Source organism: Acinetobacter sp. YH12068_T, from assembly GCF_024606005.1.
GTDB lineage: Bacteria > Pseudomonadota > Gammaproteobacteria > Pseudomonadales > Moraxellaceae > Acinetobacter > Acinetobacter amyesii.
In genome coordinates this window covers 2,767,287-2,791,653 of sequence record NZ_CP094555.1, presented here as the reverse complement: position 1 = coordinate 2,791,653, position 24,367 = coordinate 2,767,287, and the positions used below count along the sequence as shown (strand labels likewise).

16 protein-coding genes are annotated in these 24,367 nt (G+C 40.1%); 8 read left to right on the top strand and 8 right to left on the bottom strand.

What is annotated here, in order from left to right:
- Nucleotides 1-95 precede the first annotated feature (95 nt).
- Together MST18_RS13265 and MST18_RS13260 are read right to left on the bottom strand one after the other, a co-directional pair.
- Nucleotides 96-2,408: a TonB-dependent siderophore receptor gene (locus MST18_RS13265; RefSeq protein ID WP_180132688.1), complete on the bottom strand. Its 2,313-nt coding sequence runs from the start codon at nucleotides 2,406-2,408 to the stop codon at nucleotides 96-98.
- Between the two features lie 300 nt (nucleotides 2,409-2,708).
- Nucleotides 2,709-4,919: a TonB-dependent receptor domain-containing protein gene (locus tag MST18_RS13260; RefSeq protein ID WP_180132687.1), complete on the bottom strand. Its 2,211-nt coding sequence runs from the start codon at nucleotides 4,917-4,919 to the stop codon at nucleotides 2,709-2,711.
- Between the two features lie 272 nt (nucleotides 4,920-5,191).
- On the opposite strand from MST18_RS13260, the gene tig reads away from it, so the two are divergent.
- From tig to MST18_RS13240, 4 genes are all read left to right on the top strand, one after another.
- Nucleotides 5,192-6,523 (top strand): trigger factor, encoded by a 1,332-nt coding sequence (tig, locus tag MST18_RS13255; protein ID WP_078192708.1) that lies wholly within the window; start codon nucleotides 5,192-5,194, stop codon nucleotides 6,521-6,523.
- A gap of 195 nt (nucleotides 6,524-6,718) precedes the next feature.
- A complete protein-coding gene (clpP, locus tag MST18_RS13250; RefSeq protein ID WP_078192707.1) occupies nucleotides 6,719-7,324 on the top strand; it encodes an ATP-dependent Clp endopeptidase proteolytic subunit ClpP in 606 nt (201 codons plus the stop codon).
- A gap of 29 nt (nucleotides 7,325-7,353) precedes the next feature.
- Nucleotides 7,354-8,664 carry an ATP-dependent protease ATP-binding subunit ClpX gene (gene clpX, locus MST18_RS13245; protein ID WP_078189661.1) on the top strand — a complete coding sequence of 437 codons (1,311 nt, stop codon included), beginning with the start codon at nucleotides 7,354-7,356 and terminating at the stop codon, nucleotides 8,662-8,664.
- Between the two features lie 163 nt (nucleotides 8,665-8,827).
- The gene (locus MST18_RS13240) at nucleotides 8,828-9,541 is read left to right on the top strand and encodes a DUF2846 domain-containing protein (RefSeq protein WP_180055647.1); all 714 of its coding nucleotides are present in this window, start codon (nucleotides 8,828-8,830) and stop codon (nucleotides 9,539-9,541) included.
- 129 nt (nucleotides 9,542-9,670) lie between these two features.
- On the opposite strand, the gene MST18_RS13235 is transcribed toward MST18_RS13240, so the two are convergent.
- Nucleotides 9,671-11,197: a fumarate hydratase gene (locus MST18_RS13235; protein ID WP_078189659.1), complete on the bottom strand. Its 1,527-nt coding sequence runs from the start codon at nucleotides 11,195-11,197 to the stop codon at nucleotides 9,671-9,673.
- Between the two features lie 761 nt (nucleotides 11,198-11,958).
- Here MST18_RS13235 and MST18_RS13230 point away from each other — a divergent pair.
- The 3 genes from MST18_RS13230 to MST18_RS13220 all read left to right on the top strand — a co-directional run bounded on the left by MST18_RS13230 (nucleotide 11,959) and on the right by MST18_RS13220 (nucleotide 15,536).
- Nucleotides 11,959-12,408 (top strand): GNAT family N-acetyltransferase, encoded by a 450-nt coding sequence (locus MST18_RS13230; protein WP_306674318.1) that lies wholly within the window; start codon nucleotides 11,959-11,961, stop codon nucleotides 12,406-12,408.
- Between the two features lie 235 nt (nucleotides 12,409-12,643).
- A complete protein-coding gene (locus MST18_RS13225; RefSeq protein ID WP_180132686.1) occupies nucleotides 12,644-13,864 on the top strand; it encodes an OprD family outer membrane porin in 1,221 nt (406 codons plus the stop codon).
- Between the two features lie 49 nt (nucleotides 13,865-13,913).
- A complete protein-coding gene (locus tag MST18_RS13220) occupies nucleotides 13,914-15,536 on the top strand; it encodes an alkaline phosphatase (RefSeq protein WP_078192703.1) in 1,623 nt (540 codons plus the stop codon).
- 152 nt (nucleotides 15,537-15,688) lie between these two features.
- Here the strand turns inward: MST18_RS13220 and MST18_RS13215 are convergent, their stop codons facing one another.
- From MST18_RS13215 to MST18_RS13200, 4 genes are all read right to left on the bottom strand, one after another.
- The gene (locus tag MST18_RS13215) at nucleotides 15,689-16,363 is read right to left on the bottom strand and encodes a phosphatase PAP2 family protein (protein WP_180132685.1); all 675 of its coding nucleotides are present in this window, start codon (nucleotides 16,361-16,363) and stop codon (nucleotides 15,689-15,691) included.
- A 259-nt stretch (nucleotides 16,364-16,622) separates the two neighbouring features.
- Entirely contained in the window at nucleotides 16,623-18,764 is a 2,142-nt protein-coding gene (gene pta / locus MST18_RS13210; protein WP_180132684.1) for a phosphate acetyltransferase, read from the bottom strand.
- 59 nt (nucleotides 18,765-18,823) lie between these two features.
- On the bottom strand, nucleotides 18,824-20,041 hold the full coding sequence (locus tag MST18_RS13205; RefSeq protein WP_078192700.1) for an acetate/propionate family kinase: 1,218 nt from the start codon (nucleotides 20,039-20,041) through the stop codon (nucleotides 18,824-18,826).
- Nucleotides 20,042-20,534: 493 nt separating this feature from the next.
- Nucleotides 20,535-21,800, bottom strand: a complete 1,266-nt coding sequence (locus MST18_RS13200; RefSeq protein WP_180132683.1) for a glutamate-5-semialdehyde dehydrogenase — start codon at nucleotides 21,798-21,800, stop codon at nucleotides 20,535-20,537.
- A gap of 303 nt (nucleotides 21,801-22,103) precedes the next feature.
- Here MST18_RS13200 and MST18_RS13195 point away from each other — a divergent pair, with 303 nt between their 5' ends.
- On the top strand, nucleotides 22,104-23,432 hold the full coding sequence (locus MST18_RS13195) for an alpha/beta fold hydrolase (RefSeq protein WP_180128424.1): 1,329 nt from the start codon (nucleotides 22,104-22,106) through the stop codon (nucleotides 23,430-23,432).
- A 29-nt stretch (nucleotides 23,433-23,461) separates the two neighbouring features.
- Here the strand turns inward: MST18_RS13195 and MST18_RS13190 are convergent, their stop codons facing one another.
- The gene (locus MST18_RS13190) at nucleotides 23,462-24,331 is read right to left on the bottom strand and encodes a class I SAM-dependent methyltransferase (protein WP_180132682.1); all 870 of its coding nucleotides are present in this window, start codon (nucleotides 24,329-24,331) and stop codon (nucleotides 23,462-23,464) included.
- Nucleotides 24,332-24,367: the final 36 nt, after the last annotated feature.

Genomic DNA, 24,367 nt, shown 5'->3' with positions numbered 1-24,367 from the left:
AATGTAATGTTTGTGTTTCGATCATATACAAAAATAGCCTCGAAGCGAGGCTATTTGAGTCAACACCATAAATTATTTATGGTATTTATTTTTTCTTAGTATTTGAAGTTAACAGATAGAACTGCGCTGCGACCTTCTGCTTCAGTGGCATAGTGAGATGCGTAGGCTTTAGTGAAATAACGTTTGTCAGAAAGGTTATTTACATTCAACTGTAAATCCACATTTTTGTTAACGGTATAACGCGCCATGGCATCGTAGCGTACGTAGCTTGGAACCCATTTCGTATTGGTAGCATTACCAAATACTTTATCCATGTAGGTAGCGCCACCACCGATTGTGAACTGTGGAAGGACTTGGTAAGTTGTCCAAAGTGTTGCTGAGTTTTTCGCAACGTTTTGAACTTGGTTACCATTGCTTGGATTTGCAACATAGTCGTCACCGACTTTCGTGAAACCACCGTCAACTAATTCGCTGTCTAAGTAGGTATAACCTGCCATTACAGCCCACTTATCAGTTACATTACCTGTAACACCAAGTTCGATACCATCAACACGTGTTTCACCAATGTTGCTTGTAGTACCCTCTGTAGTTGTTGCACGTGTATTGGTTTTTTCTGTACGGAAAATTGCAGCAGTTAAGTTTAAACGATCGTTTAATACATCCCATTTCGTTCCTAACTCGTAAGTTTTAACCTCTTCGGGTTTAAGATTTTCGATTGCTGCAGTAATACCTTCTGAGCCATCACCACCATCAACACCGACTGGATTTGAGGATGTCGCATAGCTTGCATAGATACTGCTATTTTCAGTTGGTTTAAACGTTAAACCAGCTTGCCAGTTAATAAAGTCTTTTTCATTTTTGATTGATACTTTATCGCCAGCTTGAGCTTTAGCAGGATTTGAGGTCACATTGCTGTTGAGCGCACCATAAGTCATCGTTTGCTCTGTTGAGTAATCATCCCAACGTACACCCAAATCTAAGATCCATTGTGGGTGTAATTCAATGCTATCAAGGAAATATACTGAAGTATTTTTAGTTTCGATATTATAAAGATCTGCGCCAGCAGTACTTAAAGAGCCTGTCCAATTACCACGGTCAGGGTTTTGCACTGATGTACACCAACCATTTGCGATCGAATCTGCCGGACAAGATTGATGTGCAGAGCCTGTCGAGTTTTTGCCGTCAATAATATACTGGGTACGATCTGTTTCTTGATCTGAATATTCTGCGCCCAAATTAAAACGATGTTTTAAAAAGCCTGTGTCAAATTTACCAGTTAAAGCCAGTTGATCAGTAAAGCCATCTGTATCCGCAATTCGTGAATTTGCACGTGCCCATACATTTCCCGTTAATTGACCGGTTGATTTATCAAAAAAATTACCTTTTGAGTCATCAGGGTTCGTCCAAAGGTAATCATTTTTAGATTTGCTATAAACTGCAGTATTGGTCAATGTCAAATCGTCAGTTAAGTCATGTTCTAGCTTGATAGTACCAATGTGATTTTCTTGTTTTTGGAAATCACGATCTTTCCAGCCGTAATACATACCTTGTTTTACATCTATTGGCTTACCATTACCATTTAGGCCAGCATTTGCATTTGTTGCTGCAAAAGGGTTGTTATAAGGAATGCCTGAATCAGGGATATCGTCCGATTTTAGATAGTAATAGCCAACAGTTGCACGAGTAGGGGTATCTAAACCAAAAGTAATGCTTGGTGCAATACCAGCACGTTTGTATTCAGCACCATCAGCTTGACCTGCTTTCTCATTCATGTGTCCCATAACGGCAACACGTGCAGCAATCCCATTGCCAAAATCTTTGTTGCCATCAAGCGTCACACGTGCATAAGCATCTGTTCCACCAGCAACTGAACCTTCTAAAAAGTCACCTTTTTTCGCAACTTTCGAAATCATGTTGATACTGCCGCCAGAAGTACCTGCACCACCCATAGCAGAAGCTGAACCTTTGGTAACTTCTACTTGCTCTACAGCAAACATCTCACGGTTTTGAGAAGTTGAGTTACGTACACCGTCAACATACATTGAGCTTTCAGAGTTATAACCACGAATAAATGGACGGTCGCCATTTGGATTGCCACCTTCACCAGCACCGAGGGTAATTCCAGGTACTGTACGTAAAGCATCACTTAAAGTTGTGACTTGCGTGTCTTCAATCAGTTGCTTAGAAATCACTGATACTGATTTTGGTGTATCAAGAAGGGGAGCAACAAATTTAGCATTCGCAGATTTATCAACTTTTAAGCTTGGTGCTTTTTCAGCAGCAACTTCTTGGTTAATCGTTGGGAGTTGAGTAACTTGCTCTTGTGCGATTGCATTAACAGCAATAACAGAAAGTGAAGAAGCAATTGCTGAAGAAACAATTTTCTTACGTGTTTTAATGAAGGCCATTTCGAACCCGATTTGGAATAGTGAATTTGTATGCGAATAATAATGATTCTTATTTTTTCTTACATCTTTATGTAATTGTAAATCACGATAAATAATCATATTGTGATAGTCCTATTTAATGTAATGATATAACAAGTATTATTTAAGACTATGTTTTATTTAAATATTGATAAAATGTATTGTTTTTTTATGTTTAATTGAGATTATAAATATAGACATGATTGTGAATTAAATAAGAAGTAATCGTAAATTATTTATGCAAAAAAACCTGCCGAAGCAGGTTTTTTATTATGCGGTTATTTAGAATTTAAAGGTTGTACTTAATTGTACACGGCGGCCTTCCTGAGTATTGCTATAACGGTTGTAATAGCTATCTGCGACTTTCTCGTAATCGTTAAAGTTTTTATCAAATATATTGTACAGAGCAACACCTATATCCCAGTTTGGCGTTACATTAAAGTTTGAACCGACGTGTAATAATGCGTATTCCTTGTAGTCACCTAGGGCGTCATAAACCTGTTGATTCGCTACAGTTAGATTGTCATAGGTTGAGGTGAAACGTGCACGTTCACTTCGATACTCACCACGCGCCCATAAATTCACAAAGTCAGCAGCTTGCCATTTAAGCGACGCATTGACCATGTGTTCTGGTGTGTCATTAAGTACAGGATTGCCTAAACTGCTATCTTTAATTTCAGTTTCAGTCCAAGTGTAGTTCAGTCCAAATTTCCAATTGTCGGCAAATGCCCAGTTTAAACCAGCTTCAATACCATAAACTTCAGCTTCTTCGGCATTCACAGGACGAGTCACATTCCATGAATCTGGTTTGCCACGGTTATAATCCATCACCCACGGCGTTCCCACCGATGCCATGAATGCTTCACAGTCCGCTTTAGACCAATTAATACCCGAAGTTGTTGTGTTATCAGTATTACAGCTAATTTCTTTATTGCCCGTCATAATTTTATCTTCAATTTGGCTAAAGAAAGCTGTTACGTTCAAGTCAAAATTATTATTGGTAGAAAAGTATGTACCAAACTCAAAGTTCTTGCTGGTTTCAGGTTTTAGATTTGGGTTGCCAAAAGTTGGTGTACGACCCTGACCACTGACATTGACCACACCATCAGTTAAACGTTCTAAACGTGGGGCTTTATAACCTTCACTATATCCGCCTTTGAAGGTCCAGTTTTCATTTGCATTCCATACCAAATATGCACGTGGTGTCCAAAAGTCACCAAACGTATCGTGGTCGTCATAACGAAGACCAAGTGTTAATGCAAGATTGTCGTTCAGCGACCAAGTATCTTCGGCGAATAGACCCAATTGCTCAAAAGAAACTTCTTTTTTTACACGCAAACCATCACTGATACTGGCTTCCCACCATTGACCGCCTAGAGTAATACGGTGGTCTTCAAAATGTTGAGTGGTAAATTTAGTATCAAAAATCGTATCTTCACTTTCTAATACACGAGGAGTGATGGCTGTTGACATTCCTTGTGCACGTGCAGGAATTAAACGTCCAACCGTTTCTGTTTGAGTATTGATAATACTTGACTCAAGTTTGCCAATAGCATTATTCCAAGTATGTGCGAGGATCATTTTCTCACGGTTATATTCTTGAGCATCACCATAACCACCGTTTGCGCCAAGCGTCCCTAATTGACCTGTGCTATTGTCATACCATTGTTCAGTTTTTTCATATTCAACTGAAATATCATGGTCGCTGTGCGGTGTCAGGGTTAAGCGAGCACCGATAGTTTCTAGATCTGATTTAGTTGGGCTATTTCCGCCACTAAGTTCAGCACCAGTATCATCGTCATCACTACGTATTAAATCTGATTGATCACGTTCCGCTTTACGTGCACGGATTTGTAAGCCCAATAAATCTTGAATGATTGGCCCTGTTAAAAATGCATCGACAGCGCGTTGGTTACCAAAGTCTGAGTGATTTGGCAGTACTGTCCCTTCTAACGTGACCGAACCAGTCCATTCAGGTGAAACTTTTTTGGTAATGATATTGACTACACCACCAATTGCATCAGAACCATATAAAGTAGAAGCTGGTCCGCGGATGACTTCGATGCGTTGGATAGCCGAAACAGGGGGGATAAAACTATTATTCGACTCACCAAATCCATTAGGGGCAATGTCACCTGTACTATTTTGTCGGCGGCCATCAATTAAAACCAAGGTATATTCGGCGTCCATACCACGAATACGAATATTTAATCCGCCGGTTTTCCCTGCTGTAGGGCTAATATCGACACCTTCTACATCACTTAATGCATCTGCAACGGATGTAATTCGTTTATTTTTTAAGTCTTCAGCCGTAATCACGGTAATTGAAGCAGGAGCATTCTTGATCTTTTGTTCAAAGCCCGCTGCAGAAACAACAATGGTTTCCATCTGTTGAGCTTGAGATTCAGTCGTTTCAGCATGTGCGAAACTCGTAGTAGTTACAATTGCCCCAAATAAAGCAGCGGAAAGAGGGTTGAGATTAAATTTACTCATAAAAGAATACCAAATATGGACAAGATAAATATATGAAAATAAATTAAAAAAATATCATCAAGAATAATAGTGAGAAAGTTTCTCATTTTCAATGGTGAATTAAAAAATAATCAATATTTCTTCGAAAAAAGCTGAAAAATTCTAAAAATAAGAAGGGCATCCATGCCTGAATTTATAGTGTTATAATCCATTTTTGTATATCTTTAATTGTTGTCATATAATGTGGCACTTTTTTTTAAAACTGTTTTAACTAACAAATTATCGAGGAAGCCATGCAAGTAACTTCTGAAGCGGTTTCGGGCGTTGCCCGTCGTTTAAATGTATCTGTACCGACGAGCCGTATTAACGAGCAGTTTGAAGCTCGCTTGAAACGCACTGCCAAAACTGTGAAGATCAACGGCTTCCGTCCAGGTAAAGTACCTGTAAACGTTGTTCGTCGTGAATACGGTGCTGGTATCTATCAAGAAGTTGTAAACGACATCATTCGTGACACAGTATTCGAAGCGATCCAACAAGAAAAAATCAATGCTGTTGGTATGCCAAACATTGAAAAAACTGAAATGAAAGATGATGCTTTAGTTTATGAAGCAACTGTAGAAGTTTATCCAGAAGTTGAAGTTAAGTTCGAAGGTTTAGAAGTTGAACGTAAAACAACTTCAGTTGACGACAAAGACGTTGAGAAGATGATTGAAAATCTTCAAAAACAACGCGCTTCATGGGTTGAAACTAAAGGCATGGCTAAAAAAGACATGCAAGTAACTTTCGACTTTGAAGGTACTGTTGATGGCGAGAAGTTTGAAGGCGGCGCTGCTGAAGACTTTAAACTCGTTCTTGGTTCTGGTCGTATGATCCCTGGCTTCGAAGACGGTATCGTTGGTATGAAGAAAGGCGAAGAGAAAGTTATCGATGTAACTTTCCCTGAAGACTACCAAGCTGAAAACCTTGCTGGTAAAGCTGCTCAATTCAAAATCACTGTTAAGCTTGTTGAAAAACAAAAACTTCCAGAAGTTGATGCTGAATTCTTAAAAATCTTCGGTCTAACTGAAGAAGAAGGCGTTGAAAAACTGAAAGCTGACGTGCGTAAAAACATGGAACGTGAAGTGAAAAACGGTCTTCGTAACCAAGTGAAAGGTGCAACTTTTGATGCGCTTGTAGCTGCAAACGAAGTAGAACTTCCAGAAGCAATGGTTGCTCAAGAAATTGACCGTCAACGTCAACAAATGATCCAACAATTCACTCAACAGTTTGGTGCTCAAGGCGCTAAAGCGTTTGATTCAAGCATGCTTCCAGATGACCTATTCAAAGAGCAAGCCGAAAAATCAGTTAAACTTGGCGTATTAGTCAGCAAAGTATTAGCTGATGCTAAAATTGAAGTTGATGCTGCACGTGTTGATGCTTACATCGAAGACATGGCTTCTTCTTACGAAGATCCTAAAGAAGTAATTGAATACTTCAACAACGATAAACAGCAACGTGCTCAAATCGAAGCTGTTATTCTAGAAGACCAAGTTGTAGATCACATCTTAGCTTCTGCTAAAGTAACTGATACAACTGTGAGCTATGAAGACTTATTGAAAGAGCAACAAGCTCGTCAACAAGGCTAATTTTCTAGCTTTCAAAAAAAGGCGCATTAAGCGCCTTTTTTTATCGAAATTTGCCCCCAAATAAGTTGTCCTGATTTCACAATGCTTATGAAAAAAATATCTGTTATTTAATTGGGAATCTTTTGCAATTTCGACAAATATCCCTCATATTGTGAATTATGGGTTGAGTCAGAAAAATTTAGGAATAAATAACGTATGTATGTTCCAACAATTGAAAACGCACTAGTGCCAATGGTGGTAGAACAGTCATCTCGTGGCGAGCGTTCTTTTGATATTTATTCACGCCTTTTGCGTGAACGTGTGATTTTTTTAACCGGTGAAGTTGAAGACAACATGGCAAATTTGATTGTTGCCCAAATGTTGTTCTTAGAAGCAGAAAACCCAGATAAAGATATTCATTTATATATCAACTCACCAGGCGGTTCGGTTACTGCAGGTATGGCGATTTACGATACCATGCAATTTATTAAACCTGATGTTGTGACTTACTGCATGGGGCAAGCAGCATCGATGGGTGCATTCCTGCTTAATGCCGGTGCTAAAGGCAAACGTTACTGTCTTGAAAATGCCCGTGTCATGATTCACCAACCACTCGGTGGTTTCCGTGGTCAGGCATCTGACATTGAAATTCATGCACGTGAAATTCTATTCATCAAAGAACGTTTAAATCGTTTAATGGCAGAGCATAGTGGTCAAGACTACGAAACTGTTGCTCGAGATACTGACCGTGACAATTTTATGACAGCGCAAGCTGCGAAAGAATACGGTCTTGTGGACGAAGTTTTATCTAAACGCCCATAAGTTTTAAAGAATTAATTATTGGAGTGAATATGTCCGAACATCCTCAAGGACAAAAGCATTGTTCATTTTGCGGTAAAACGCAGTCTGAAGTCGGGAAACTGATTGCAGGTGAGGACGCGTACATCTGTAATGAGTGTGTGGACGTATGTCTTGACCTAGTTCAGACCAGTCAGCAAGTTGAATCAAATGACTGGGCAACTCGTCCTTTACCAAAACCGCATGAAATCCGTGCTGCGCTTGACCAATATGTGATTGGGCAAGATGTTGCGAAAAAGACCCTCTCTGTTGCGGTATACAACCATTATAAACGCCTAAAAGTTGGCACCAGTGGTAAAAAACCAGAAGACGGAGTAGAGATTTCGAAAAGTAACATTATGTTGGTTGGACCAACAGGTTCAGGTAAAACACTGCTTGCTCAGACACTTGCGCGTCTTTTAGATGTGCCATTTGCGATGGCAGATGCAACGACTTTAACTGAAGCTGGTTATGTGGGTGAAGACGTTGAGAACATTGTTCAAAAACTCCTTCAAAAAGCCGATTACGATGTAGAAAAAGCACAAAAAGGCATTATCTATATCGATGAAATCGACAAAATTACCCGCAAGTCTGAAAATCCATCAATCACTCGTGATGTATCGGGTGAGGGTGTTCAGCAAGCGTTATTGAAAATGATCGAAGGTACGGTTGCGTCGATTCCGCCTCAAGGTGGTCGTAAGCATCCGCAGCAAGAATTTATCCAAATTGATACTTCAAACATCCTGTTTATCTGTGGTGGCGCATTCTCAGGTCTAGAGAAAATCGTACAGCAGCGTCAGGAAAAAGGTGGTATTGGCTTTACGGCTGAAGTACGTAAGAAAGATGAAACTAAAAAATTATCTGACTTATTCCGCCAAGTTGAAGCGACAGATTTGGTTAAATTTGGTCTGATTCCTGAATTTATTGGTCGTTTACCTGTGATTGCTACCTTGGAAGAACTCGACGAAGAAGCATTGATGCAGATTCTGACAGAACCAAAAAATGCATTGACACGTCAGTACCAATATTTATTTGAAATGGAAAATGTTGACCTTGTATTTGAAGACTCAGCATTACGTGCCGTGGCTAAAAAAGCCCTTGACCGTAATACGGGTGCGCGTGGTCTACGTTCGATTTTAGAAAATTCATTGCTTGAAACGATGTATGATCTACCAAGTCGTTCAGATGTGGGTACGGTTGTCGTCAATGAAGCGGTGATTAATGGTGAAGCGGAACCTGAATTTAAATCAGAACGTCAACCAAAGAAAACTGAAGAAGCTGCACCGAAGTCAGATTTAAAAGTTGTGAACTCTAAATCTGCTTAAGCGCTATTCGTCTGAAACGTGTGTAAATCCAAGATTTGCACACGTTTTTTATTTCCAAAAATAAAAGCAGAATGTTAATCTCAGCAGGATGGCGTGGATGCCTGAATGTAAAAAACTGAAAACAAAAGTGTAAAAATAAAAAAAGACGCAGTGAGGGATAATCATGCGTGGAGTTGCAATTCTACTTTTAAGCAGTGTAGCGCTGCTGGGTTGTCATGGAAAATCAGCCGTTGAGCAAACGTCATTGGCTTCGACATTAAAGCCTGTGGATCCTGAAAGTACACCGGGTCATATTGAGCAATATCGATTGGGTATGTTTACCATTGGTGGTTGGGTCAATCAGAAACAAGGCCGACATTTTCAAGAAGTAAAAGCTCAGCATGATCAAGCAGCGATTGTGTATTTATATCGTCCAGACAGTAAGTGGAATCGTCAAGAAATTGTGGCTAGTAGCTTATTTCTGAACAGTGAGCGTATTCCAAGTTTATTGAATAATCATTATTACTGGGTGGAGTTACCGGCGGGGAATTACCGCTTATCATCGAGTCGCCCTTTGGGGGTGAATCATTTTCAAAAGCCTAAATATTTAGACTTTGATGTTGAAGCAGGTCAAACTTACTTCATTAAATATGATGAAGAGAATTTATCCAGTAAAAGAACGGTTTCAGGGCCATTGCTGCTCATGCCTGAAAAAATTGGTCGAAATGAAATCGCATTTACAGAGTTGAAATCCAACAGTTTTAACTTTGTGGCAAAAGATCAAAACACTGGAAAAGTGCGGAAAAGTGCGCAGAAGTTGAAGGCACCTCATTATGATCCTGCGGAAGATGTGCAGTTGACCAAGCCTTTTAAACTGTGGAATCCATTAACTTGGTAATGTAATTAGCTCGTGTTTTTGAGTGTGTGAAAATATTAAATAGCGAATGTCATTCGACAAACAGCCTAAATATTGACATTAAAAAAAGCACCCGATGGGGTGCTTTTTTAGATCTTGAATGTGGCGAAATTAGTTCGCAGCAGCATCAACTACTGGGATTTTACCAATTTTTGCTTGCCAGATTTTTGGTGCAGTTGCGTGAACAGAAGTACCATTTACGTCAACAGCTACAGATACAGGCATGTCTTTTACAACAAATTTGTAGATCGCTTCCATACCTAAGTCAGCGAAAGCAACCACTTCAGCTTCACGAATCGCTTTCGATACTAAGTAAGCAGCACCACCAACAGCCATGAGGTAAGTTGCTTTGTTGTCTTTGATAGCTTCAACAGCAGCAGGACCACGATCAGCTTTACCAATCATACCGAACATGCCAGTTGCTTCAAGCACTTGACGTGTGAACTTATCCATACGTGTTGCAGTTGTTGGGCCAGCAGGACCAACGACTTCGTCACCGACTGGATCAACAGGACCAACGTAGTAAATAAATTTACCTTTTAGGTCAACAGGAAGTTCTTCACCTTTGTTTAACATGTCAACCATACGTTTGTGCGCAGCGTCACGACCTGTATAGATTGTACCGTTAAGAAGTAGTGTGTCACCTGGTTGCCAAGAGTTCATTTCTTCTTGAGTAATGTTGTCTAAGTCAACACGTTTAGACGTTGATGAATCCCAAGTCACTGCAGGGTAGTCTTCAAGGCTAGGCGCTTGAATATGCGCCACACCTGAACCGTCTAATTGGAAATGCGCATGACGAGTTGCAGCACAGTTAGGAATCATACCTACTGGTTTACCCGCAGCGTGACATGGGTAGTCTTTGATTTTGATATCAAGAACAGTCGTTAAACCGCCAAGACCTTGAGCACCAATACCTAAAGCATTTACTTTTTCGAAGATTTCGATACGAAGTTCTTCGATTTGGTTTTGTGGGCCACGACGAAGTAATTCGTCCATGTTGATTTCTTCCATCAATGCTTCTTTTGCAAGCATCATGGCTTTTTCAGCAGTACCACCAATACCGATACCGAGCATACCAGGAGGACACCAACCTGCACCCATTGTTGGAACAGTTTTAAGTACCCAATCTACGATAGAGTCAGAAGGGTTAAGCATTGCAAGTTTAGATTTGTTTTCTGAACCACCACCTTTAGCAGCAACAGTAATATCAACTTTATTACCCGGAACGAGTTTGTAGTGAATTACAGCAGGGGTGTTGTCTTTGGTATTTTTACGACCAAAAGCAGGATCAGCTAATACTGATGCACGAAGAATGTTTGAGTTTTCAAGATAACCTTGACGTACACCTTCGTTGATTGCATCGTCTAGGCTCATGGTTAAATCAAATTTAACGTCTAAGCCCACTTCAAGAAATACGTTCACAATACCCGTATCTTGACAGATAGGACGATGGCCTTCTGCACACATACGAGAGTTAATTAAAATTTGTGCAATCGCGTCTTTTGCGGCTTTGTTTTCTTCACGGTCATACGCACGGCTCATCGCTTGGATGAAGTCCTGTGGGTGATAGTAAGAAATGAACTGAAGCGCATCTTTTACCGATGTGATCAAGTCATCTTGCTTGATAATAGTTGTCATACAAATATCTCTTGAGCGGGCTGATAGCTAGCGGGCTAAATTATAAGACAAAAATACAGTTGTGTGGGTATTTCGCTTAATCTTTGGCCGAAAGTTTAATAGGCTTAAACAGCGCCATGTTTCGCTGTCATCAATATCCTAAAAATGACGTTTTCACTGTCATATTTCATGAAATATTTGTCACATAACTAGAGGAGAAGATTTGTTTTTGTTTCTAAGATTATGAAATTAAATAATATTTATTATTTTTGGATATGTCATATTTGTCATATAACTGTCATAAAACTTTTACATAATGACGTCATCAAAGTTAGAGTGTGAATTATATGGTTACTCCAGTGTTGTCAGTTATTGGTTTTTCTCTATTTATCGCAGCAACTTGGTTCTACGGTCAACAAGAAGATCAAGCCTAAAGCTTTATCTTCTTTTTTTTTGCTTTAAATTTTATAAAAATAATATTCTTCTTCAAATCTTCAAATCTTCAAATCTTCAAATCTTCAAATCTTCAAATCTTCAAATCTTCAAATCTTCAAATCTTCAAATCTTCAAATCTTCAAATCTTCAAATCTAATCATGAGTAATAGCTAATTTTTAGTCTTGGCATTAGTTTGCGTCAGAGTGATAATCATAGTTGATTGCTATAGCTTTCAATTTTTTACAAAACTTTAATTATAAACACTAAGTTTTGAAGTAATTAATTGAGAAATAAAATAAAAATGAGCTCTGTTACTGTACGTTAAACTGTTGAATCAGATTGGGAGATACTGAAAAATTTACGGCTAGAAGCATTACAAGACAGTCCCGATGCATTTACAGCAACTTATGAAAAAACCAAAACTCATAGTGAGTCTGAATGGCGTGATAGAGCTGCGCAAAAAATACCATGTCAGTTTCTATTGGCATTTGACGGAATAAGAGCAGTCGGCATGGCTGGAGGTATTATTGATGAACAGCATGAATTTAATGTGGTTGCAATGTGGGTACATGAGAATTATCGAGGAAAGGGTGTTGCTGATCTTTTAATATCTCATCTAAAAAAATATGCAGCAAACCAAGGTTATACAAAAATTGTACTTCGTGTTGAATTAGGTAATTTACGAGCTATTGAATTTTATTCTAAGCAAGGTTTTATAAAAGTTCTTGAGCAATCTTCTTTAATATCAGGCTCGAAGCTTAGCAGTCAAAAAATGGAGTGCTTGCAGCTCTTTTAATGGTCAACTTTTTTCGTATTTAAGTGATTAAAAACAAAAAAATAAAAAAATAACTTTAATTTTTATATTATCAGATATTTATATTTAATATTTGTTTTATTTTTTCATGTAATTGTCATGGGATTGCAAGTGTATTGTCATACAGAGTCTTTAGGTTATTGCAGTATTTCTCAAGGACCAAAGAGGTTAGACGTTGAATTACAAAGCACTCATCTGCTGTATGGTTTTCACCCCCATGCTGACAATGCAGGCAGCACAAGCAGAATTTATTAAAGATAGTAAAGCAGAAATAGATTTTAAAAATTATTATTTTGATCAAGATCAAGAGCCTAAGGATAAAGATTCGACAGTTTGGGGACAAGGTATTGAATTGAGTTATCAATCTGGCTTTACCGAAGGTCAAGTCGGTTTTGGTTTAGATGCTACTGCGGCAGCAGGTATACGTTTAGACGGCAGTAAAGATAAAGCCAAAAATTCGTTGATGTTTCCTTTAGAGGGTGATGGTAGTCCAACAAATTATTGGACACGTGCATATCCCACTTTAAAAGCGCGCTATCAGAAAACTGATGTAAAAGTCGGGGAGTTACGCCCTAATTTACCCATTTTAAGTCGAAGCTTTGCTCGCTTGCTCGAATCTGCTTATTTAGGTGGTCAAGTCACTTCTAAAGATGTAAAGGGATTGACTTTAACGGGTGGTTACGTCACTAAAGCAATTCCACGTGCATCACGAGATGCGTCAAAGCTTTCTATTAAAGGCGCAACAGAAACCAGTGATGGGTTTATGTTTGGCGGTGCGGACTGGAAGCCCAATAAAAATTTAACGCTACAGTACTATGCCGGTGAGCTGGATGATTTTTATGTACAGCAATTTATCGGCGTGAAACACAAATTTCCATTCAGTGAAAACCAGAGTTTTAATACGGACTTACGTTTATTTGATACTCAAGCGACTGGAGCTAATGAGCGTGGTGAAAAAGGCTATGGCGCTAAAGTAGATAACCAGACAGCCAGTGTGGATTTCAAATACAAATTTAAAAATCATCAGCTGCAATTTGGCGCGCAAAAAATTGGTGATGATGGCGATTTTCTGCATATGAATCAGGGCAGTTTAGATAATGGTGCGGATGGTACGTTCATTTATTTGCCAACAAATCGTCTGTTGCAGAACTTTACTAATGCAGGCGAAAAGTCCACATGGTATGGCTATCGATATGACTTCAATAATCAATACTTAAAAGGCTTAAATGTATCGTTCCTGAAAGTACAAGGACGTGACTTTGGTAAATGTGGTTGTGCAACTGAGTCCGAAATTGACTATACCTTGCGTTATAAAGTGCCGGAAGGCAAATTCAAAAATTTAGGTTTTACCGCTCAATACGGAAAATTTAAAAAAAGTACAGGAACAAAGCAGGAACAAAGCCGTATCTACTTGACCTATACCATGCCAATTTTCTAATCCAAAACTGATCAGATTAATTTATTAATAAGTTTATAGAGAAATAAAAATGAATCATATTAATTCGAATCGTCGTCAATTCTTAAAGGGTTTGATGGGAGTCGGGTCTTTAGCGTTATTTTCTGGACTGAGTCCAGTAAGCACGTGGGCAAATGCCAAATTTCCGATTAGCCCGTTTCAATTAGGCGTTGCTTCAGGTGAACCTTGGCCAGATGGCTTTGTGATTTGGACGCGTGTTGCACCATATCCACTTTCTGTAGATGGTGGGATGCCGAAGGAAGCTGTTGAAGTGGATTGGGATATTGCTACAGATATTGAATTTAAGAAAATTGTGCAAACTGGGAAGGCGCAGGCACATCCTGACTTACATCACACAGTACATGTAGAGATAAGTGGTTTAGCACCGATGACACGCTATTATTATCGATTTAGATTGGCTGGTTATGAAAGTTCTGTAGGTACAGCAAAATCAGCACCTGCCGCGCACCAAATGCCAGAACGAGTTCGAGTCGCTGTAGTGGGCTGTCAGCATTATGAAACGGGTTATTACACGGCCTATGACTACTTGAGCAAAGAAAAAGAGATAGATTTAGTTTTCCACTATGGTGACTATATTTATGAAGGACCAGAGGGTAAAGGTGGGGGGCGTGCAATTGGAGATTTAAGAATTTCAATTCCTGCACGTCAACATATTGGTCCGGAAATTCAAACTTTACTGCAATATCGTATTCGTTATGCACAGTACCGTGCGGATCCCGATTTACAAGCTGCACATGCATCTGCACCTTTTGCGATGACGTTTGATGATCATGAAGTAGATAACAACTGGGCTGCAGATATTGAAGAAAAAGGCGAGAAGAAAGACATATTTTTACTGCGCCGCGCAGCAGCGTTTCAAGCGTGGTACGAATATATGCCTGTACGCTTAAAACAGAAGCCGAACGGTCCAGATATCCTTGCTTACCGTACTTTAGATTATGGCAAAATGCTACGGATGAATATTTTAGATACACGACAATACCGTTCTCCAATTTTATGCACCAAAGCTCAGTTAGAAGATGGGTTTGATAAAATAGATTACTGCCGTACTGAGAATAGCCGAAATGAGCAGGTTCTTGGTAAAGCACAAGAGCAATGGTTGGCGAAGCAAATGCGCCATGATAAGCGTTGGAATGTCTTGGCACAGCAAATTCAGGTTATGCCTTGGGTACGTTATAACAAATCAGGCAAAGCTTATTTTGGGAAAGATACGTGGAATGGCTATCCATACGCACGCGAGCGCTTGATTGAATCTATCAAAAAAAATGCACCTCATGGTAATACAGTAATTTTATCAGGAGATTTGCATCAATATTTTGCAGCGAATATTCCAAGTGATTTGAATGATTTTAAGAGCCCATCGATTGCAACTGAATTTTTAACTACATCAATAACCTCTACCGGCAATGGTCAACCAATTCGTCCAGGGCAGGAAGATGTGCTGAAGTTAAATCCACACATCAAATTTATCAATGATCAACGCGGTTATCAGACTTTAGACTTTTTTAAAGACTATATGCGTACAGACTTAAAGGTTCTAGACTTTGTTGAAAAACCAGGTGGAAAAATGACGACCGTAGCAAGTTTTGAAGTGGCTTACGGCAAGCCAGAACTGAAGCAGATTGAATCTTAATAAAACGATATCAAAATACTTCTGCTAAATTAAATAAAGCGCTTAGATGGTTCTAAGCGCTTTATTTTTATATTGGACATGCACATCTATTAAAAACCACTGCCCATGCATGTGATCTACTATCTATGCAATGAGACAAGATGCTGATTTTTTTAATCAGATTTTTTATGTGTGGCAGAAATAAGATGGTTAATTTCAGTTTTGGCTTTAATCATATCGGCTTGGAATTGTGGATCTGCCTGCAAGCGTGAAAATTGCGCTGCTCCCATAATACGGCCAGCATCGACATCACTTTGCCAATGCATATTGCACACGACTCGGCTTTGACCAAATTCAATACCACGTTTAAGAATTTGACTTTGACGCTCAGGACGTAACTCTGCTAAGACTAATGCATATGTCCAACCGATAGTTGTATGTCCAGAAGGATAGGAAACATATTGATTTTTTTCATTTTCTTCTTCAGGGGTACAAGTGCTGACATTAAAATAGCCATATGGACGTTCACGGCTATATTTCTTTTTTGCAGTTTGAGTAGAGTATCTACTATCAAGTTTAATCTTTCTTAAAATTTCAAATAAAATAGGTGTATTTTTCTCATTAATTTCTAAGCCAAATGCATGTGAAAAAGGTCGCCCTAAGTGTGCATTTGAAACATCAGCATCAATTTGTGCTTGCTGCCAGCGAGCCGTATTTTTCAAATATTGAGATTGTTTAAAAATACTTTGATCACGAATAAAATCTCCACTATAGGCTTGTGGAGGAGTAGATAATATTTCAAGACTATTTGGAGCTGAGTCAGGTGTTAGATATGAATCTGCGGCCATGGAGTGTGCGCTTAAGCAAACCCATATTAATGTAGAGATGGCACATGGAGTATAAAATTTTAAGTTTGTCATGATATAGCTAAGTTTTGAATAATTAAAAAAGCGCTCATACCATAAGCAATAATATTGACTCTAAGATGACAAGAATTAATAAGATGAAAATTATCGCAATATAAATAAGATTGAAATGCGGGAAAATCGGAATGAATAAAAAACCACCCAATCTTTCGAAAGGGTGGTTAAGAACTCAAAACTAAAATTAAGCTTCTTGCTGTTCGGATTGGATTGCCGTTAATGCAATGGTAAACACGATGTCATCGACCAAAGCCCCACGTGACAAGTCATTTACAGGCTTGTTTAAACCTTGCAGCATTGGGCCAACACTGACAACATTTGCAGAACGTTGAACTGCTTTATAGGTTGTATTACCTGTATTTAAGTCAGGGAAAATAAACACATTGGCACGACCAGCCACTTTAGAGTCAGGTGCTTTAGAACGTCCCACACTTTCCACCGATGCAGCATCGTATTGAAGCGGGCCATCAATCAGTAAATCAGGACGGCGTTCTTTGGCAATGCGTGTTGCTTCAGCCACTTTCTCGACATCTGCACCTGCACCAGAAGTACCTGTTGAATACGAAATCATCGCAATGCGTGGGTCAATACCAAAAGCTTTCGCTGAATCTGCAGATTGAATCGCGATCTCTGCAAGCTGTTCTGCATTTGGATCTGGATTAATTGCACAGTCACCATATACATAGACTTCATCCGGTAACAGCATAAAGAACACAGAAGAAACCAATGAATAATCCGGTGCAGTCTTAATCAATTGGAATGCAGGACGTACAGTATTCGCCGTAGTATGTACTGCGCCTGAGACTAAGCCATCCACCTGATCGAGTGCAAGCATCATGGTGCCTAAAACAACAGTATCTTGTAGCTGTTCGCGTGCTTGTAGATCATTGAGTTTGCCTTTACGCAGCTCAACCATTTTAGGCACATAGTTTTCACGAATCAGATCTGGATCAATAATTTCTAAATCATGTGGAAGTTCAATGTTACGTGCTTTTGCAACTTCAATCACGGCTTCAGGTTTTGCCAATAAAATACAGTGTGCAATGCCACGTGATTGACAAATGGCAGCCGCCTGAATGGTGCGTGGTTCATCACCTTCAGGTAGAACAATTCGTTTTTTCGCAGCAATTGATTTTTGTACCAATTCATGACGGAATGCAGAAGGGGACAAACGGGGTTGATACGAACCATTCAATACTTCAGTAATCCATTCAGTATTGATGTGGCTTGAAACAAAGCGGGTCACTTGTTCTGCACGTTCTACGTCATCGACAGGAATTTCATTGCCTAAATTTGAAAGTTGTTGTGCCGTTTCAAAAGTGCTTAAAGGCGTATGTAAAATCGGTAAGCCTTGCTTAATCGCAGTTTGGCAGAAATCCAAAACTTGTGGGTTCGGTTGATGGTGTTCAGTCAAAACCAAACCGGCAAGTGGAATACCATTGCTACTCGCAAGGCTAGAAGCCAACAACACATCAATACGGTCAGAGGCGCTGATAATCAGTTCACCTGCCACAAATTTGTGAAGTTCATGTTCAATATTAGAGGCAACTAAGCTGCTATGTAGTACGCGTCGATGAGCAGCATCGCCTTGGTTGATCCATTCTGATTGAATATGCGTCGCCAAGTCAGACATGCGCGGTACGCTGAGCGTATTACTAAATGGAACGAGGCCAATGACAGGTAGCTGTGTAGAACCAATTTGCGGATTACTTTGTTGTAATTCGAGTACAAATTTATTGGTATGACTGATTAAACGCAGATTTGGATCAAGCGTGACAGGAATTTGCGCAGATTCTTCTGGCAAACCACGTGTGCGCATAAACAAAACGCCCGCAGTACGTTCAGATGCTGCACCACCGAATTGGCGTAGAGAACTGTCAATTTTCTCAGCAGTTTTAGTGGCATTTTGAATATCTGCTGTGCTGACAATAATTACTTTAGCATCAAGAGCTTTTGCTAATGTCGAGTTCAGTTCTGAGGCAAAGTTATCTCGGCTGTTTGGAACCAAGCCTTCAACAATAATCAGATCATGCTTTTTTGCAATTTCACGGTGCAAACGAACTGCTTCTTCGAGCAGTTCATCACTTTCATCATGACTGAGTTGCTTCACGATGGTGGCATGATGAATAGGTTCTACCGTTTCATTATTAAATAAATGACGATAAAGAGCCGTTGTACGGTCCACGGTATCTGCGACATTTTCCTGTGAAAATGGTTTCAGAAAACCTGCTTTGACCCCTTGGCATTCCAAAGCATAAATTAAACCTAAGCATGCAGATGTTAAACCTACACCTTCCCCAGTTGGCACGAGTAAAATTGTTTTCATACGGTGTCTAAATTAAAGCTAAAAATTAATATTGAAGGCGAAGGGGCTGATGCGATTGCTTATGCAATCGCAGCTTCAGCATCAGACTTTTTTGTAACAGACGCTGTCACCTCGTCTACAACATGCTCAGTTTCTTTGGCAATACGGCCTTCTTCATCGGTTGGAACAACCCAAATTTGTGGGCCAGTACCGTGGTCAATACGACCTTCAGTACCGCGTTTTAAGTTGTCATTTAATTCTTTACTCAGGTTGAAACCAAAGTGCGGTAAGTATGAAACCGTTTTTTCACGAATGTAGGCAGAATTTTCACCAATACCACCGGTAAAGAATAAACCGTCAATACGTGGTAGACCACAGCTGAGGCCTGCTAAAGATTTTGCTAAACGGTAACAGAATACTTCAATGGCAAGCGCGGCATCTTCATTGCCTTGTTCTGACGCTTCGATCAATGTACGCATGTCGTTTGAAAGATCAGACAAACCGAGTAGGCCTGATTGGCTGTTCAGCATCTTGTCGATTTTGTAGATATCCCAACCTAAGTTGCTTGCAAGGAAGCTGTGAATACTTGGGTCAACATCACCACTACGTGTACCCATGACCACACCTTCAAGTGGTGTTAGACCCATTGACGTATCTACAGATTGACCATTCCAAATCGCACAAGTCGAGCTACCATTGCCTAAGTGAGCAGTTAACCAGCCACCTTGTTTAAAGCTACCTGCCAACATTGAGCCACGCTCAGATACGTAGGCATGGCTTGTACCGTGGAAGCCATAACGACGCACGTTATGCTGTGTGTACAAGAATTTTGGTAAAGCATAGCGGTATGCATGAGACGGCATGGTTTGGTGGAATGCAGTGTCAAATACGGCTACTTGCGGAAGTTCAGGGAACAAACGCATCGTTGCTTCGATACCCACCAAGTGAGCCGGGTTATGCAATGGAGCAAGTGGAGTTGCTTCACGAATACGTTCAATAATTTCTGGTGTTAAGAGCTCAGCTTTGGTTAATGTACCGCCGTGAACAACGCGGTGACCAATCGCTTGAGGATTATGGTGAGCCAAACGCTCTAAAATAGTTTCAAGGGCTTTTTCATGGTCAGCATGTGGAATAGACAGCTCAAGCGCATCACCACCTGTAGTGACCCCTTTAATACGTGCATCAGCAGAACCTAGGTTCTCGGCTAGACCAAAAATACGATCTTCACGGCGCTCAGAAACTAACGCATATTTGATAGAAGAAGATCCGCAGTTAATTACTAATACTGATGTAGACACGTTTAAATACCCGAATTCTAATTGAAATACTTATCCATAATATTGATCTGATTGCAGTTGTATTGATTGATACAATTTAGATCTGTGATGATGTTTTATCATGGGTTTTTTTATCGTCCTAGATAGACTTTAGGAGATTAGACTTAAGCACTATCGACCCTGAGCACAATAATAATTAAAATTTATCAGTTCATAGTTTTCATTTATTAATAAAATAGTCCTCAAAATTTATACGATTTAAGGGATATACATAGAACATAACATGCGTTCGCTGCGCTGTAATCCTCAAATTGTTGCAAAAAAACAGGTAAATTTAACTTTTCTCATTCTTCTTAAGTATTTAATTGTCAAAAAATCTGTTTTCGATTCTATATCCTGTGTGTTTGCAGGCTTATATTTCAATATGTGAACCCTGGGTCTAATTTTTTAAATCACCATAAAAAAAGCTGTGCCTTTAATCAGAAAAGCACAGCTTTCGTTGTCTTATTGGGTGTTATTGGCGAATTTGACCATCACCAAACACAATCCATTTTTGAGAAGTCAGACCTTCAAGACCGACTGGACCACGTGCATGGATTTTATCGGTTGAAATACCAATCTCAGCACCAAGACCATATTCAAACCCATCTGCAAAGCGCGTTGAGGCATTGATCATCACTGAACTCGAATCTACACGCGCCAAAAACTGACGAGCCAAACTAAAGTTTTCGGTAATGATTGAGTCGGTATGGTGTGAGCCATATTTGTTGATGTGTTCAATCGCTTCATCTAGGCCTGTAACGACTTTCACTGCCAAAATCGGGCCTAAGTATTCGGTGTACCAATCTTCCTCAGTTGCAGGAACAATCGACTCACCCAAAATGCGCTGTGTTTCATTACAGCCACGCAGTTCAACTTTTTTCTCAGCATAAAGTTCAGCAATGCGTGGTAAAAACTCTTCAGCGACATTTTCATCGACAAGTAAGGTTTCCATGGCATTACATACGCCATAACGGTGAGTTTTGGCATTAAGCGCAATAGGTAATGCTTTTTGCAAATCAGCCTGAGCTTCCACAAAAACATGGCAGTTACCATCAAGATGTTTGATAACAGGCACACGTGCTTCATTGGTGATACGTTCAATTAAGCCTTTGCCACCACGTGGTACGATCACATCGACATATTCAGGCATAGTAATTAATTGGCCGACCGCAGCACGGTCTGGGGTATTAATGACTTGAACGGCATGTTCAGGTACACCTGCGGCAGTTAAGCCATGTTGAATCGCTGCCGCAATTGCTTGGTTAGATTCCAAAGCTTCAGAACCACCACGTAAAATAATCGCGTTACCTGATTTAAGCGCTAAAGATGCGGCTTCAAGGGTGACATTTGGGCGAGATTCGTAAATCATGCCGACAACACCTAGCGGTACGCGCATTTTGCCTAGCTGAATACCTGTCGGACGAAAGGCCATATCGGTGATTTCGCCAATCGGGTCAGTGAGTGCGATTACATCTTTTAGACCTTGGAGCATGCCTTTAAAGCGTGTGGGGGTAAGTTCTAAGCGATCAAGTAGAGCACTATCCAAGTTGTTGTTATGCGCTTTGGTCATATCCACTTGGTTAGCTGCCAAAATTGCAGTTTCACTGTTTTGTAAAGCAGTATAAATTGCTGATAAGGCATTATTTTTAGTCTGGGTAGAAGCCCCTGCGAGCACACGTGATGCTGTGCGTGCTTGCTGTCCTACCGTTTGCATGTATTGTTCAATAGACTCTTGCATAGCGGTTTGATCACTTAGAAATTTCAACTCGATATTAACAGCCTGTGACTGAACAATGAAGCACTTAAGTGCATATTCGACTGTACTTGCTGACCAGAATTAACATTTTGAAATTGTTTTTAGAGCAAAAGTAGATAAGCGGCGGGGATATCAGTTGCTTGTAAAATGAACCTCTGTATAGAATGAAACAATAGCGACATTGAAGTCGTACAAATAACGATTAAAGAGCAGGACGCTAAGTCGAGCAGAGTCTCTAAATGAATTCCTGACAATAAAAATAAGGCAGGAATGGAGGAAAGGAATATGAATTCCATTATCCAAATGGATCCCACCGTACAGGAAAGTACGCATTACAGTTTTTTCGATCTGTATGACAAGCAAAGCTTTAAACAGCCTGCCAGAACGACATGGATTGATGGCTGGAAGGTCGAATATATGGCCATTGCACAACCTGAAACGATTCATCGCACCCCGATTGTTATTATTGGTGGGGCATTTCAAAACTTTAATTCCTACAAATATTGTGTCGAACAATTATTTGCGGCAGGCCCTATTATTTTAATTGATTTACCATCCATGGGCTCAAACCAGCAAATTACCAATGTCGATACTTCGGTGTCAGCAGGGACTTTAGAGTTGGGTGATCTGGCGCAGATGTTGGGTGTTTGGCTGGATATCGTCGGTCTAGAAAAAGTATCCGTGATGGGGATGTCACTAGGTTCAGTGGTGGCTGCAGGACTGGCGGATCAACGTCCTGAATTGATTGACCGCATGATATTGATGGGCGTAATGCAAAAAACGCGCAAGAGCTGGCGCATGTTGCTTGAAGAATCCTTGCATTTGATGAAAGAACAGCGCATGGATGAATTTGGTCAAGCGGTGATTTTGTATTTGGTTAATCATGCCAAACTGGATGTGACGCGGATGTCACCGACAGCAAAGCGTTTGTTCTTTAGACAAATGGCTGAATTCACCAATACCGAACAAGAGCGTTATGACATTAACTGTAACCGTTTGCTGCGTTTGCAAGACGTGCCGATTCCACAGTGTGATGTATTGGTGTCTTGCGGGCAGTACGACAGTTTTACTTTGCCACATGAAAATGCGGGCTTTGCCTTGCAATGTCCGAATATGCAATTTGCCATGATTGCCAATGCGGATCATTTACCGCAGTTGCAACGCCGTAAGGAAACCATGAATTTGTTTGCAACTTATCTACGCGGTGAGTCTATTCAGCAGTTGGATGGGATCATTCCAATGAGCCGAGAGCAAATGCAAAATATTGAACGCCGTGGCGAAGCGCGTGTAAGTGTACAACAGCCATTCACGCATTTATCTCATCGCCATTCAGACCTCGTGGTTGACACTCAAATTATAGATTTAAATTATTTTGGGGTGTTGTTGAATGTACAGGCTGAAATGTTGGACTCCATGCACGCATATCCTCGGGATTTGGCATTACATCTAGAAGATGAAGAAGGTGAGTTTAAAATTGAATGTCTCATCTTTGACGTTGTAGATACGCAGGTTCGCGCTTTGTTTAAGCATGGTAGTTTTGAGTTGGCAGAGCGTTTATTGCGTTTTGTACAACGCCAAAAAGAAGATGTGTTGATATTAGAAGCTGTAAGTTAAAACATGAACATATAAAAAAAAACAGCGCTTTAGCGCTGTTTTTTTGTTTTGGCATGCACCATCCAAACCAAATCTCCACAGTGCTGCTCTGCATCGTGAAAAGGAATCACTTGTTCTTGCTGCTGTTGTGGAAAGTATAAGGCCGGCTGAACGACGTCTACTTCTTCAAATCCTGTATGACTGAAGAACTGCTGTAATTCAGCAGGGGATTGAAAATGAAAAGTAAAAGCGCTGCGAGACATGACTTTGAGTAATTTACTACTGGCCCAAATAAAACGTGCTAAACGGTTCTTAACGGGTTCTGGATAGATGTCGGTCAGATAATGCAATTCCTGAAACGAGGCGCCATATTCGGTGATCCCTTGCAATAATTTATTCAGTAGGATTTGATCAAAATAATTAATCAGACCTTCGCTAATCACCACCAAAGGGCGTTCAGGGTCAAAACTCTGAAAAATACGTTCAAAATCTTGAGTGAAAATGTCGCCAGTTAAGACCTCAGGGGCATGCGGGTCAATCTGTTTGAGTGCCTGTGTTTTGATTTTTGCCATATCTGGCAAGTCGAGTTCACGATAGTCAATTTCAGGATGCTTGGTACGAAAATTCCAACCGCGCGGGGAGAGGCCACAGGCAATTTCGAGTACTTGTAGCTGAGGGTGTTGGGCAATGAGTTGATCTAAATATTGATCGATCATGGCATGGCGCTGTTTAAGCGTCGAACGCATGCTACCGCCCACATTCTTTTCTGCCCAGCTTTCTAAAGGATGGGCTAAACGTGCTAAAAATTTGCCTTTACGTGTGGCAAAAACGGGATGCGAAATCCCCATGCTGTACCAAATATAGCCGGTGTAATGTGCAGTAAAGGAAATGTGTCGATGTTCCGATAAACTTTGTGTCATGTCGTCCTGCCCTAATGTTGTTTTTATTGGTAATTT

Excerpts from the sequence above, each read along its gene's own strand:
- MST18_RS13225 (WP_180132686.1), top strand. The coding sequence starts at position 12,644 with ATGCTGACAATGCAGGCAGCACAAGCAGAATTTATTAAAGATAGTAAA.
- pta (WP_180132684.1), bottom strand. The coding sequence starts at position 18,764 with ATGAAAACAATTTTACTCGTGCCAACTGGGGAAGGTGTAGGTTTAACA.
- MST18_RS13235 (WP_078189659.1), bottom strand. The coding sequence starts at position 11,197 with ATGACAACTATTATCAAGCAAGATGACTTGATCACATCGGTAAAAGAT.
- MST18_RS13240 (WP_180055647.1), top strand. The coding sequence starts at position 8,828 with ATGCGTGGAGTTGCAATTCTACTTTTAAGCAGTGTAGCGCTGCTGGGT.
- MST18_RS13260 (WP_180132687.1), bottom strand. The coding sequence starts at position 4,919 with ATGAGTAAATTTAATCTCAACCCTCTTTCCGCTGCTTTATTTGGGGCA.
- clpP (WP_078192707.1), top strand. The coding sequence starts at position 6,719 with ATGTATGTTCCAACAATTGAAAACGCACTAGTGCCAATGGTGGTAGAA.
- MST18_RS13195 (WP_180128424.1), top strand. The coding sequence starts at position 22,104 with ATGAATTCCATTATCCAAATGGATCCCACCGTACAGGAAAGTACGCAT.
- clpX (WP_078189661.1), top strand. The coding sequence starts at position 7,354 with ATGTCCGAACATCCTCAAGGACAAAAGCATTGTTCATTTTGCGGTAAA.
- MST18_RS13200 (WP_180132683.1), bottom strand. The coding sequence starts at position 21,800 with ATGCAAGAGTCTATTGAACAATACATGCAAACGGTAGGACAGCAAGCA.
- MST18_RS13190 (WP_180132682.1), bottom strand. The coding sequence starts at position 24,331 with ATGACACAAAGTTTATCGGAACATCGACACATTTCCTTTACTGCACAT.
- tig (WP_078192708.1), top strand. The coding sequence starts at position 5,192 with ATGCAAGTAACTTCTGAAGCGGTTTCGGGCGTTGCCCGTCGTTTAAAT.
- MST18_RS13265 (WP_180132688.1), bottom strand. The coding sequence starts at position 2,408 with ATGGCCTTCATTAAAACACGTAAGAAAATTGTTTCTTCAGCAATTGCT.
- MST18_RS13220 (WP_078192703.1), top strand. The coding sequence starts at position 13,914 with ATGAATCATATTAATTCGAATCGTCGTCAATTCTTAAAGGGTTTGATG.
- MST18_RS13215 (WP_180132685.1), bottom strand. The coding sequence starts at position 16,363 with ATGGCCGCAGATTCATATCTAACACCTGACTCAGCTCCAAATAGTCTT.